This is a genomic window from Faecalibacterium sp. I3-3-89 (genome assembly GCF_023347275.1).
GTDB lineage: Bacteria > Bacillota > Clostridia > Oscillospirales > Ruminococcaceae > Faecalibacterium > Faecalibacterium butyricigenerans.
The window spans coordinates 14,339-27,144 of sequence record NZ_CP094468.1 but is presented as its reverse complement, the minus strand read 5'-3'; the positions used below and the strand labels follow the sequence as shown (position 1 = coordinate 27,144).

Genomic DNA, 12,806 nt, shown 5'->3' with positions numbered 1-12,806 from the left:
GCTCATGATGATCGACCGCCTTGCGGGCAACGCCGCCCTCAAAGACAGCGTCCGCCTGATGCTGGAGAGCCGCCGCCTGACCCACAGTGTGCTCTTGGTGGGTGAGACGGGCTTAGGCGCGGGCTACGCGGCCCGCTGCGTGGCAGCAGACTATCTTTACCCTGCGGGCGGCGCGCCCGCTGAGGCCCTTCTGCGGGGCGAATGCTGTCGTGCCGTAGGCAAGGCCGGCGACCGCAGCAGCGGTAGGGTGGAAACGGGCATCGTGCGGGAGGCCATCTCCGTCACTGGCATGGGCACAGGCGGGCGGTATCTCGTCAGTCAGGTCAAGGCCATGCGCACTGAGATCTTCAACACCAGCCTCTCTGCCGAAGGCCGCGCCGTCCTGCTCTATCATGTGGAGCGGATGAACGAGGAGTCTGCCAACGCCCTTCTGAAGGTGATGGAAGAGCCGCCTGAGGGAGTGCTGTTCCTCTTGACCGCGGACTCGCTGGCTGGTGTCCTGCCCACCATCCGTAGCCGCTGCGTCAGCTTTGCTGTGGCCCCGGTCAGCCCCGAGGAGTGCGCCAAGTGGTGCATCGGGCAGGGTGTGGACAAAAAGCAGGCCCAGCTTTACAGCCAGCTGTTCGACGGCCACATCGGCACCGTACTCGCGGCGGCACAGGACGACGCCCGCCGGGAACAGGTGGAAAAGGCCCTGACGCTGGCGAAGGCTGCGGCGGCGCAGGACAGCTACGCGGCCGCCGTTCTGCTGGCAGGGTACGAGAAGGACAAGGCCGCAGCCGCCGCGCTGCTGGGCGATTTCCGGGCTGTGGCTGCCGCCGGACTGCGGGGCTGCGTCGGTGCGCCCTTGACGGGCGATGCCGCCCGCCGCGCCCTCTCGCTGGCCGATGCCGCCATCCAGCGGCTGGGGGCGCAGGTGAATCCGAAGATCGTGCTTTCTGTGCTGGCGGCGAAGCTGGGATAATGAATCAGGGGGAGCATCTGCAAAAGGGCAGGTGCTTCTCTTTTATTTTTGAGCGGGTGTGCGCGCTGGTGCGCGGGGCAGAGCGCTCTTGCAGTAGGGCTAGGGTTTCTTTAAGTGGGCGTGCGCGCTGGTAGCGCGGATTAAGTTTTTTCTTTCGGTCAAATGGCTTGCGCTCCGCGCGGGCCAGAGGCAGGGAGGGGTGTTTCGACTCCCCCCCCCCCCCCCCCCCCCCCAAAAAAAAACATTGCCAAGCCATACAAGATAGTGTAAAATAATATTGTGGGTACGTTTTACTCTTGGCAATATTTTTGGATTTAGGGCGGAAAGCAGATCGGAAGGTACGCGCGACCCTCTGCTTTTTGCACCCGGTGCCCGCGCATTGACACCTGATCAACAGGACGGTGTGGGGGAAAAACCCCTGCTGCTGTTGCAGAAGAACTTGTTTTTTCAAACTCTATGCTGACAAGCTGGAAAAACGGCGCTTTACCCAGAATGTCCAGCCGCAAAAAAATTGCGGACTACTTTGGCATTACCGTTGAAGAGCTTATGGGCACAAAAAAAGAACCCGCCGGGATGGGCGAGCTCGACAAACAGATGCAGGAAATTGTGGCGTTGCTTAACAGCGCAACGCCAGAGCAGCGCAACGCGGTGGAAACGCTGCTGCGCTCCCGGGCAAAGCCGGAGTGAATCAGCCGACAAACGGCAGATCTGTTTTGGCAGGGGCTTCGGTCAGGATGGCCAGAACCTCGGGGACCAGATCAGGGTACTGCCGCAGGATAGCAAGGATCTCTTCATTTGTCATCATGCCAAAACGCTCCTTTTTGTTGTATCTATAATTTTATGCTACAACAGCTATAAGCCGAAGTCAGGAGAAAAGAGGAAAATCAAATGAAAATTTTGGAAAAATGCAAAGTTATTGCGGCAGGCACAATTGTGGCAGCACTGATGGCAGGCACTGCGTTACCCGCGCTGGCCGCCAGCCCCGCCGGGGACGTTCCTTTTGCGGTGCTCGCGCAGCAGAATAGTGCTGTGACCCCGGAGCAGGTAGAAGCACTGATCAGCCAGATCGGCACTGTCGCGCGCAGCAGACGCGCGGCAATCGTGGCCGCTTTGGATGCCTATAACCAGTTGGATGATGCAGGAAAAGCTGCTGTCACCAATTTTGGTGTGCTGGCAGAAGCACAGCAGATTCTTGGTATTCAGGATGCACTTGCAAAGTGCAATGTCAACTACGATGCAGTAGAAGACTGCTGGGCGATTACAACCCCGCATTATGACAGCATCGATAAGCGCAAGACGTGTGGCATTGGCCCCAACCTTTATATCTGGGACAAGGGGAACACTATTGTTTTCTGGGAAGATTTTACTTACATAGGCTCTTCCGAGCTGGATATCGATGACATCATTCTGCGCGGTGGAGATTATAAGTACATTTACACTTGCGATTATGATAACTCCGATTATGGATACGACAAAGAGCTTGGTAAATGGTTTGCAGTGGCCATCTTTGAAATGGAAGACAGTGAAGTCGAATGGTTGCGAAACCTTTTGAGTGCCGATACCGTTATCATGCGTTTCGAGGGAACGGATTATAGCAAGTTTGATTACACATGGACGGGGCAGGACCGGCAGGCAATCACCGATATTATTGACCTCTATAATCTTCTGAAAGCAGTTACACCGGAAGTGCGTGAAAAAGCACTGCGTAACTAATACGTTCGGCCTAGGGAATAGAAGCTTGGAAGATTTTTATGCGATTAAAGAAAAAGCATATTGCGGCAATTGCATTGAGCGTGGCTATTTGCGTAGGTGCTACCGGTTGTAAATCGGAAGAAGTCAAGAACACGGACCCTGGATGCTCTTCCGAACGCGATACAATGTGCTTTTCAGACAGTTTCGCCTTCTGACTGCTCAGGCTGGTTCCATTCCTGCGGCTATTCGCCTTATTTTTGAAAATTGCTATAAACGCATTTTTTTGTGCTTCTCCCATTTACGGCTCCGCCGAAGATTTCACGTCGTCGCTGAACTTCACGCCCTGCAAGGGCGTAACGCCAGCTGCGAAGCAGCAAGTCGGAGAAACGAGAAAAAAGCTTTTAGCGCAGCGGCCAGCTTTTTTCCGTTTCGACTACTCCTCCGGGATTATCAAGGGCGAGTAGCCCTTGATTCGTGCCTCCCGCGCCTCGAAAGTAGCGGGTGCTTTTCTGGTTCTCTTTTGGCACGCAAAAGAGAACTTAACCTCGCGTAACCGCGCTCTACTCCCGCGCCACCAGCGCGTGCAGCCGTTCATAAAAAATCAACTCCACACAGCAAAAAAGCTCCCCAACGGGGAGCTTTTTGCTCTATCATCTTCTGCGGGAGCGATTCCTCCGCCGCAGGTTCAGCGAGCCGCCGCCGGCCACCATCGTGAGGAAGCCCAGCACGATGAGGATGCCTACCAGCACAGCCATGAGCAGAAGGGTCGTTTTGGCGTCGGTGCGAAAGTCGGACACATACTCCCTGTGGGTGACAAGATCCACCGTCCCCATCTCATAACCGTCAAGATAGACAGTGGCCGTGCCCAGCACAGCGCCCTCCTTGATGGTGGCGGCAGCGCTCTCCGGCAGGGAGAAGTCGAACGTCACCTCGTCGTCGGCGTGGCCGTAGCCGCTGAGGTCATTGGCGGCATACAGCTCCACAGTCTCTTCGGCACGGCACTTGGTCAGCGGGAGGGTGGTCAGCACCGTCTTCGTGTCCACCAAGGGCCGGTCGGCGAAGCTGGAAAAGGCCCAGTCCAGAAGTTCAGAGCACTCCCGATAGATGTTGTTCAGGTCGCTGCCCAGCACCACGAGGCCATAGGTATGGCCATCCTGCTGGGCGAAGGTGACGAAGCACCGCCCCGCGAGGGTGGTGAAACCGGTCTTCATGCCCCGGATATAGTCGCGGTAGTAGGCGTACTCCGGGTCCAGCATGAGGTTGGTGGACTTGATGGTGCGCTCGTTCTGGTGGAGGTTCGTTGCGGGCAGGGTATAGGTGAGGGTGTTGGCGGCCTGCATATAGGTCTCGTCGGCGTAGCAGGCGGCGGCAATTTTGGCGAGGTCTTCGGCTGTGGAGACGTTGCCGTAGTCGTACAGGCCGTGGACGCAGGTGAAGGTGGTGTCCTCACAGCCCAGCTCCTTGGCGCGGGCATTCATCCGGGCCACAAAGGCCGTCAGGTCGCCGCCCGAGACATCGCTGGCGATGACGCTGGCCGCGTCGTTGGCGCTGGCCACCAGCAGGCCGTACAGCAGGTCGATGCGGCGCACCGTCTCGCCGATGCGGAGGTTCATAGTAGAGCCGTTGGCGTTCTGGATGTCCTTGAACTCCTGCGTCAGGGAAGCGGGAATGGTGATCTCAGCATTCATATCCTTGCCGCTCTCAAGGAAGAGCAGGGCCGTCATCATCTTGGTCAGGCTGGCGATGTACCGCTGCTGGTCGGAGTTCTGGCGAAGGATGGGCTTGCCGGTGTCCAGATTGAAGAGGTATACCGACTCGGTATCGCTGACCGTCTGGATGGGCATCTGGTAGACGGCGAAGCCGGGCAGGGCGGTGCAGGCCATCAGCACCAGCGTGAGCAGCAGCGCCGCGGCCCGGGGCAGGAAATTCGATCGATTCATAGGCTTTGTCCTCCTTGACATTCAAACGTCAGCCAAATAGTTTGTGCCAGAATCCGCCCCGCTCCTGTTTCTCCGGCTCGGCCTCCACCGGGGCAGGGTGCAGCTCGGGGCTGGTAAAGGCCCAGTCAAACAGCTCTGCCGCCTCCCGGAAGATGTTCTGGGAATTCGAGCCGAGGATGACCAGCCCGTAGGTGTGGCCGTCCTGCTGGGCGAAGGTAACGAAGCACCGCCCGGCCTGCGTGGTAAAACCGGTCTTCATGCCGTGGGCATAGCTGCGGTAGTAGCCGCTGGCGGGCTGCAGGAGCTTGTTGGTCGTCGTGATCGTCCGGGCCGGATGCAGCTCCGTGGCGGGCAGCCGATAGGACGCCGTATCCGCGATCCGGCGGTAGGTGGAGTTTGCGTAGCAGGCCAGCGCGATCTTGGCCATGTCCCGGGCTGTGGAGTAGTTCCCGCCGTCGTAGAGGCCGTGCGGGCAGGTGAAGTAGGTCGCCGTGCAGCCCAGCTGGCTTGCCCGGACGTTCATCTGCGCTGCAAACGCAGAGAGACTGCCGGAAGTATCATTGGCCAGCACGCTGGCCGCATCGTTGGCGCTGGGCAGGAGCATGGCGTACATCATGTCGATGCGGCGCACCGTCTCGCCCGCCTGCAGGCCGATGGTGTGGCCCCGGTTGGCCCGGATGGACTGTAACTCCGGCGTGAGACTGTCCGGGATGGTGATGCTGGCGTTGAGGTCGGTGCCGCTTTCCAGCACCAGCAGAGCCGTCATCATCTTGGTCAGGCTGGCGACGCAGCGGGGAAGGTCGGGATTCTGCTCCACGAGGGTCTCCCCAGTGTCGGCGTCGAAGAGGTAGATGGATTCCTGCGGATAGGCGGCTTGGATGGGCATGGCGTAGACCGCGAAGCCCGACAGCGCCGCCGTGGTGAGGAACACGGCAGTCAGGGCCAGCGCCGCCAGCTGCCGCATCGGGGACATAAACTTCATAAAGCGAAACTCCTTCGGAAGCCCCGGGCTTCCATAATCCGATATAAAATGCTATTATAAAGAATACCATAAATGAAGCAAAAGAGAAAGGTGGTTTTTCAACAATGATCCTATCCTTTGGTGGAAAAACGCCCCGGGATGAGGGCGCAGTCTTCGTGGCCGCGAATGCGACGGTGCTGGGCGATGTGACGCTGGGCAAGGGCACGAACATCTGGTACGGGGCTGTGCTGCGGGGCGACGAGGGCACGCTGGTGCTGGGCGAAAACTGCAACGTGCAGGACAACGCCGTCCTCCACTGCGACCCGGGCGGACAAGTCCTTCTGGGCAAGAACGTCACGGTGGGCCACTGCGCCCTTGCCCACGGCTGCACAGTGGGGGAAAACAGCCTCATCGGGATGCACGCCACCCTGCTCAACCACTCTGTCGTGGGCAAAAACTGCATCATCGGGGCCGGGGCGCTGGTGCCGGAGGGGATGGTCATCCCCGACAACTCGGTGGCCGTAGGCGTGCCCGCCCGGGTCATCAAGACCATCCGGGACGACCAGCTGGCCCACAACATCGAAAACGCCGAGGCCTATGTGGAGATGGGGCGGCAGCACGCGGCCCTTGTCTCCGATGCTGAAAATTGAGCACCCGTCTCCCAAAAATTTCACAGGCCGATTAACAAATCTTTCACAAGAAAGACATGATTTTGGCCCACAGTTCGGGTATACTATAGCTCACAAGGGTGTGGGGCCGCAACCGCACCCTTGCACATGATTCCTCCTCACACCAAAGCAATACCCCAAACGACAAGACCTCTTTCCGCGTCGCCGCAAGCGCGGGAAGGGGTCTTGTTGCGTCTTGGGGGCCGGAACGCAGAACGCCCCCGCTCAGAGCTTGAGCGGGGGCGTTCTGTATCGTTACATCATATTGCGGAAGACGACCTGTGCGATCTGGAAATAGAGGATCAGGCTGCAGGCGTCCACGATGGTGGTGATGAAGGGGGTCGCCATGATGGCCGGGTCGGCGCCCAGCTTCTTGGCGGCCAGCGGCAGCATGCCACCCACCAGCTTTGCGAGGATGACGCTGAAGAACAGCGACACGCTGACCACCACCGCATAGCCGATGACGTTCTGATACTGCCCGGCGTAGAGGTAGGTGTACATCAGGTAGATGCGCAGGCCGTTGACAAGGCCCAGCACCGCGCCGACGATGGCGGAGACCCGCAGCTCCTTGCCCAGAACGCGGAGGAAGTCGCTGGGCTCCACCTCGCCCAGCGCGAGGCCGCGCACCATGAGGGTGCTGATCTGGTTGCCGCAGTTGCCGGCGGTGTCCATCAGCATGGGCATGAAGGAGACCAGCAGGGGCAGGCTGACGAAAGCCTCCTCGTAGTGGGTCGTGACCATGCCGGTGAAGGTGGCCGAGAGCATCAGGATGAGCAGCCATGGGATACGCTGCTTGGCGTGGGTCCAGACGCTGGTGCCGAAGTAGGTGGTGGCATCGTCGTCGGGCAGGATCGCCGCCATCTTCTGCATATCCTCGGTGCTCTCGTCGGTCAGGACGTCGATGGCATCGTCGATGGTGATGATACCGACGAACATCCCCTCGTTGTCCAGAACAGGCATGGCGGTGAAGTCGTAGCGCTGCATCTCACGGGCCACGAACTCCTGATCGTCCGTGACCTTCACGGCGACGACATTGTCGTCCATGATGTCCGTGATGGGGGTGGACGGGTCCGCCAGCAGCAGGCTGCGGGCCGACACGACGCCCTTCAGGCGGTTGCGCTCCACCACATAGCAGGTGTAGACGGTCTCGGCGTTCTCACCCTGTCTGCGGATGGCTGCAAAGGCATCGCTGACGGTCATCCCCTCCCGCAGACGGACATATTCGGGGGTCATCAGGCTGCCAGCAGAGCTTTCGGGATAGTTCAGCAGCTTGTTCAGGCTCTCACGGGTCTGGCGGGACGACTTTTCCAAGACCCGCTTGACCACACCGGCGGGCATATCCTCCAGCAGGTCGGCGGCGTCGTCAAGGCTCATCTCCTCGATGGCGCTCACCAGCTCGACATCCGAAAACGCATTCACGAGGTCGTCGCGGGCCTCGTCGGACATATAGGCGAACGCCTCGGTCGCAACATCCTTTTTCAGCAGACGGAACACCACGAGGCGGTTGTTCTCGTCCAGCTCTTCCAGCAGCTCGGCCAAGTCGGCGGGCTGCTCTTCCTCGGTCACTTCGCGCAGCTTGACGTACTGCTTCTTGATGAGCAGCTTGAGCAGACGGCTTTTGGTGAGCATCTCAGGGTTGGCCTTGACCTCTTCGTCGTTGGCCTCCTCTTTTTCGGCCTCACGGACGTCCTGCCTGAGGTCTTCGGTGGCCTGCTCGTTCAGGTCTTCGGCCAATTTCTGGCGCACCTCGGCGGGAATATCGGCAGGCAGCTCCTGCACCGGAAGGGCTTCGTCCACTTCGCGCTCGGGGTTGTTCTTTTTTTCTTCCATTCGTGTTCCTCCTCTTTCCTGTCTCAGGAGGACACAGCCGCATCAACGCAAAAGCGCCGCTCCTGCACCGCAGCCTCAGGGCCGCACACGCCCCGTCTGCACGCGCAGAGCTGCGCCCCTTTTGTACGGCAGCCGGACAGCAGACACCCCGCTGTTCAGCGTACAAAAAAGGCGAACGCAGCACCTTTCGCGGTCGTTCCGGCCGCATCATTCCATCGTCTTCGACTATGATCCGGGTCCATTGTCCTGCGTTCACCTCCACAAGTTCAAAATACTAAGTTTCTTAGCCTTACAGGCTTATTATATCTCCTTAAAAATGCCCGGTCAACCCTGTAAGCGTTCCATTTCCGGAATATTGCCGTACAAAAACACACAGCGCCCTCCCCGGTGCTTGCGGCTTCACCGGAAAGGGCGCTGTGTTCGGATATTGCTTTGGTGTGAGGAGGAATCATGTACAAGGAATCGGTTGCGGCCCCGAATCCTCATGGCTGTAGTATAACAGCTTTTCGGCTGGATTTCATGAAAAACCTATGAAGAAAGTGTAAAAATCGAAAGGCATAAAAAATACGCCCCGGACACTGTTTCCAGTGAGCGGGGCGCTAAAAACGGATCTCGTTTTTGGCTGCGGCAAGATCCCTGCAAAGCAGGTCTTATGCAGCAGGCGGAGCAAGGTATCTGCGAGCAGACCTTATGCTCCTGACACACGCGAAGTATGCTTTCAAGGACCCTCGCGGGCGCTTTGGTATTTCAGACTCTGCCCGCCCCGACGCGTCCGGGAGCAGGCAGAGAGTCGAAATCAGTTTGGGGCACAAAGCTTTGGTCTTTGTGTAGGCGTAAGCCGCGTCTTTGCTCTGGCCGGGGCCACAGTTTCGTACTGCTGCGTTGCGCAGTAATCGCCAGCACGGAGCAGCCGCCCTTTCGGGACTAAGGTGCCGCTGCGGCAGGTTCCGGCCAGAGGGAAAAGAACTTTGGTTTACTTGTACAGCTCGACCAGACGGCTCAGATGCTCGTAACGGTCGTTTGCGACCTGCTCGTTGCGAGCGAAGAGCTGCTTTGCACGCTCCGGGAAGGCGCGGGTCAGGCGGCTGTAACGGGTCTCGTTTGCCAGCAGGGCCTGATACTTCTCGCCATCCACAGCCTTGGAGGTCAGGGTGAAGGGGTTCTTGCCCTGAGCCTTGTTGGCCGGATTGAAGGTGAACAGGTTCCAATAACCAGCCTCAACTGCCTTCTTCATCTCGTTCTGGCAGTTGGTCATGCCGCCCTTAACACCGTGCAGCTCGCAGGGAGCGTAGCCGATGATCAGAGAGGGGCCGGGGTAAGCCTCAGCCTCAGCGATCGCCTTGACAGCCTGGTTCATGTTGGCGCCCAGAGCGATCTGAGCGACATAGATGTAGCCGTAGGTCATAGCGATCTCGGACAGGCTCTTCTTGCTGATCTCCTTACCAGCAGCAGCGAACTGGCAGACCTCACCAATGTTGGAAGCCTTGGAAGCCTGTCCGCCGGTGTTGGAGTACATCTCAGTATCGAAGACCATGACATTGACATCCTCGCCGGAGGCCAGAACGTGATCCAGACCGCCGAAGCCGATGTCGTATGCCCAGCCGTCACCACCGAAGATCCAGACGGACTTCTTGGCGATGAACTCCTTGCTCTTCAGGATCTCAGCGGACTCGGTGCAGCCAGCGGCAGCAGCCTTCTCCAGCTCAGCGATCAGAGCCTTAGCGGGGGCATCGTTTGCCTTGGTGTTGTTCTTGGTTGCCATGAACTCGTCAAAAGCAGCCTTCAGCTCAGCAGAAGCCTTGTCAGAACCAGCGACCTCAGCGATGCGCTTGATCAGGTTCTCACGGACGGTCTTCTGGCCCAGATACAGGCCCAGACCGTGCTCTGCGTTATCCTCGAACAGGGAGTTGCACCATGCAGGACCGTGGCCGCTGTCCTTGTTGACAGTGTACGGAGAGATGGAAGCAGTACCGCCCCAGATAGAGGAGCAGCCGGTGGCGTTGGAGATGTACATCTTCTCGCCGAACAGCTGGGTGATCAGACGTGCGTAAGAGGTCTCAGCACAGCCTGCGCAGGAGCCAGAGAACTCCAGCAGCGGCTGGTTGAACTGAGAGCCGATGACGGTGTCGTCTGCGAACTTAGAGGGCTTCTTGGAGATGTTGGCGACGCAGTAGTCGAAGACTGCCTGCTGGTCGGCCTGAGACTCCTGAGGAACCATCTGGATAGCCTTGGTGGGGCAGACGGTGACACACTCGCCGCAGCCCATGCAGTCCAGAGGAGACACAGCCATGACAAACTTGTACTCGTTTGCGGGCTTGTTGTCGCGGCTCTTGGTCTGTGCGGGAGCTGCTGCCAGCTCGTCAGCGGTCAGCTGGAAGGGACGGATGGTTGCGTGAGAGCACACGAATGCGCACTGGTTGCAGCCAACACACTTGGAAGCATCCCACTCGGGGACGTTCACAGCGGTGCCGCGCTTCTCGTAAGCGGAAGCACCCTGCTCCCACTCGCCGTTTGCGTTAGCAACGAAGGCAGAGACGGGCAGGCTGTCGCCGTCCATACGAGCGATGGGCTCCATGACGTCGCGGATCTGCTTGACCAGCTCCGGACGGCCAGCCAGCTCCTTCGGAGCGGGATCGGCCTCGGGGTTGGACCAAGAAGCGGGAACGTCAACCTTGTGGATGGCGTCAACACCGGCATCGATGGCCTTCCAGTTCATCTCAACGACGTCCTGACCCTTCTTGCCGTAGCTCTTCTGAGCTGCCTGCTTCATGAAGTTGATGGCGTCATCGATGGGCATAACGTCAGCCAGCTTGAAGAAAGCGGACTGCAGGATGGTATTGGTGCGCTTTCCCATACCGATCTCGATTGCCTTATCGATTGCGTTGATGGTGTACAGCTGGATGTTGTTGTCAGCGATGTACTTCTTGGCCTCAGCGTTCAGGTGATGGCCCAGCTCCTCATCGTTCCACTGGCAGTTGATCATGAACACGCCGCCGGGCTTGACATCCTGGACCATCTTCATGCCCATGTGGATGTAAGCGGGGTTGTGGCAGGCCACGAAGTCAGCCTGATTGATGTAGTAGGGGCTGCGGATGGGCTTGTCGCCGAAACGCAGATGGCTGATGGTCACGCCGCCGGTCTTCTTGGAGTCATACTGGAAGTATGCCTGAACATACTTGTCGGTATGGTCGCCGATGATCTTGACGGAGTTCTTGTTTGCACCGACGGTACCGTCGCCGCCCAGACCCCAGAACTTGCACTCCTTGGTGCCAGCAGCTGCGGTGATGGGAGCGGGCTTGACCTCAGGCAGAGACAGGCCGGTGACATCATCGGTGATGCCGAGGGTGAAGCGCTCCTTCGGCTGATCCTTCTCCAGCTCCTTGAACAGAGCGAAGATGGAGGACGGGGGAGTGTCCTTGCTGCCCAGACCGTAGCGGCCGCCGGTCAGGATGACATCGTTCATGCCAGCCTCACGCAGGGTAGCTGCGACATCCAGATACAGGGGCTCGCCCAGAGAGCCGGGCTCCTTGGTGCGGTCCAGCACAGCCACCTTCTTGGCGGTCTTGGGCAGGACCTTCAGCAGAGCGGAGGACACCCAAGGACGATACAGGCGGACCTTGACGATACCGACCTTCTCGCCCTTAGCGTTCAGGTAATCGATGACCTCGTCAGCGACGTCGCAGACAGAGCCCATAGCGATCATGACGCGATCGGCATCGGGTGCGCCGTAGTAGTTGAACAGGTCGTAGTTGGTGCCCAGCTTCTCGTTGATCTTGGCCATGTACTTCTCGACGACTGCGGGCAGTGCGTCGTAGACAGAGTTGCAGGCCTCACGATGCTGGAAGAACACGTCGCCGTTCTCGTGGGAGCCGCGCATCTTGGGGTGCTCGGGGTTCAGAGCCTTGGCACGGAACTCCTCGACAGCCTCCATGTTGCACATTTCCTTCAGGTCGGCGTAATCCCACTTCTCGATCTTCTGGTACTCGTGAGAAGTACGGAAGCCGTCGAAGAAGTTCAGGAAGGGGACCTTGCCCTCGATGGCTGCCAGATGGGCAACAGGGGACAGATCCATGACTTCCTGCACGCTGCTCTCGACCAGCATTGCGAAGCCGGTCTGGCGGCATGCCATAACGTCGCTGTGATCACCGAAGATGTTCAGGGACTGGGTAGCAACGGTACGTGCAGAAACATCGAACACGCAGGGCAGCTGCTCAGCAGCGATCTTGTACATATTGGGGATCATCAGCAGCAGGCCCTGAGAAGCGGTGAAGGTGGTGGTAACAGCACCTGCACCCAGAGAGCCGTGCACAGCGCCTGCAGCGCCTGCCTCAGACTCCATCTCGACGACCTTGACCTGGTTGCCGAAGATGTTCTTCTGGCCAGCAGCGGACCACTGGTCCACAGAGTCAGCCATCGGAGAAGAGGGGGTAATGGGGTAGATAGCAGCCACGTCCGTGTAGGCATATGCTACATGAGCGGCAGCGGTATTGCCATCCATGGTTTGCTTTGCTCTAGGCATTTTTCTTCCTCCATTCAGAATTTTGGTACCTTCTGCGCGGGGCAAACGTCTTTGGCCGGAGCCGGAGAACTCCTTGAAAACGCATTGCTCAACTGACGGATGCTGCGCGCTGCCGGAGCCGGAGAACTCCGCAAAGGCACAGACCCATCGAGGGCAATAGCCCTGCCCGGGGCCGGAGAACCCCATGAAGGCACTATTGCTCATCTAATATAATAGCAAATTCCGCTGGCAA

The 12,806-nt window shown here is 58.8% G+C and carries 9 protein-coding genes; 4 read left to right on the top strand and 5 right to left on the bottom strand.

All coding sequences use genetic code 11. The features are described from left to right. Positions 1-4: 4 nt before the first annotated feature. The 3 genes from MTP38_RS00110 (at position 5) to MTP38_RS00100 (ending at position 2,677) form a co-directional block, all read left to right on the top strand. On the top strand, positions 5-964 hold the full coding sequence (locus MTP38_RS00110) for a hypothetical protein (RefSeq protein WP_249233878.1): 960 nt from the start codon (positions 5-7) through the stop codon (positions 962-964). A 492-nt stretch (positions 965-1,456) separates the two neighbouring features. Continuing rightward, positions 1,457-1,651, top strand: coding sequence for a hypothetical protein (locus MTP38_RS00105; RefSeq protein WP_249233877.1), 195 nt, complete (start codon positions 1,457-1,459; stop codon positions 1,649-1,651). 201 nt (positions 1,652-1,852) lie between these two features. Further along, positions 1,853-2,677 (top strand): hypothetical protein, encoded by an 825-nt coding sequence (locus tag MTP38_RS00100; protein WP_249233876.1) that lies wholly within the window; start codon positions 1,853-1,855, stop codon positions 2,675-2,677. 10 nt (positions 2,678-2,687) lie between these two features. On the opposite strand, the gene MTP38_RS00095 is transcribed toward MTP38_RS00100, so the two are convergent. The 3 genes from MTP38_RS00095 to MTP38_RS00085 form a co-directional block, all read right to left on the bottom strand. Next, positions 2,688-2,954 (bottom strand): hypothetical protein, encoded by a 267-nt coding sequence (locus MTP38_RS00095; protein ID WP_249233875.1) that lies wholly within the window; start codon positions 2,952-2,954, stop codon positions 2,688-2,690. 352 nt (positions 2,955-3,306) lie between these two features. Beyond that, entirely contained in the window at positions 3,307-4,596 is a 1,290-nt protein-coding gene (locus tag MTP38_RS00090) for a D-alanyl-D-alanine carboxypeptidase family protein (protein WP_249233874.1), read from the bottom strand. Between the two features lie 28 nt (positions 4,597-4,624). Continuing rightward, positions 4,625-5,578, bottom strand: coding sequence for a D-alanyl-D-alanine carboxypeptidase family protein (locus tag MTP38_RS00085; RefSeq protein ID WP_249233873.1), 954 nt, complete (start codon positions 5,576-5,578; stop codon positions 4,625-4,627). Between the two features lie 104 nt (positions 5,579-5,682). Here MTP38_RS00085 and MTP38_RS00080 point away from each other — a divergent pair, with 104 nt between their 5' ends. Then, positions 5,683-6,207, top strand: coding sequence for a gamma carbonic anhydrase family protein (locus MTP38_RS00080; protein ID WP_249233872.1), 525 nt, complete (start codon positions 5,683-5,685; stop codon positions 6,205-6,207). A gap of 273 nt (positions 6,208-6,480) precedes the next feature. Here MTP38_RS00080 and mgtE read toward each other — a convergent pair whose 3' ends face one another. Further along, positions 6,481-8,055: a magnesium transporter gene (gene mgtE, locus MTP38_RS00075; RefSeq protein WP_249233871.1), complete on the bottom strand. Its 1,575-nt coding sequence runs from the start codon at positions 8,053-8,055 to the stop codon at positions 6,481-6,483. Between the two features lie 973 nt (positions 8,056-9,028). After that, a complete protein-coding gene (gene nifJ / locus MTP38_RS00070) occupies positions 9,029-12,574 on the bottom strand; it encodes a pyruvate:ferredoxin (flavodoxin) oxidoreductase (protein WP_227621346.1) in 3,546 nt (1,181 codons plus the stop codon). Positions 12,575-12,806 lie beyond the last annotated feature (232 nt).

Coding starts and splice junctions, on each gene's coding strand:
- MTP38_RS00085 (WP_249233873.1), bottom strand. CDS start 5,578: ATGAAGTTTATGTCCCCGATGCGGCAGCTGGCGGCGCTGGCCCTGACT.
- MTP38_RS00100 (WP_249233876.1), top strand. CDS start 1,853: ATGAAAATTTTGGAAAAATGCAAAGTTATTGCGGCAGGCACAATTGTG.
- MTP38_RS00110 (WP_249233878.1), top strand. CDS start 5: ATGATGATCGACCGCCTTGCGGGCAACGCCGCCCTCAAAGACAGCGTC.
- MTP38_RS00105 (WP_249233877.1), top strand. CDS start 1,457: ATGTCCAGCCGCAAAAAAATTGCGGACTACTTTGGCATTACCGTTGAA.
- MTP38_RS00095 (WP_249233875.1), bottom strand. CDS start 2,954: ATGGGAGAAGCACAAAAAAATGCGTTTATAGCAATTTTCAAAAATAAG.
- nifJ (WP_227621346.1), bottom strand. CDS start 12,574: ATGCCTAGAGCAAAGCAAACCATGGATGGCAATACCGCTGCCGCTCAT.
- MTP38_RS00090 (WP_249233874.1), bottom strand. CDS start 4,596: ATGAATCGATCGAATTTCCTGCCCCGGGCCGCGGCGCTGCTGCTCACG.
- MTP38_RS00080 (WP_249233872.1), top strand. CDS start 5,683: ATGATCCTATCCTTTGGTGGAAAAACGCCCCGGGATGAGGGCGCAGTC.
- mgtE (WP_249233871.1), bottom strand. CDS start 8,055: ATGGAAGAAAAAAAGAACAACCCCGAGCGCGAAGTGGACGAAGCCCTT.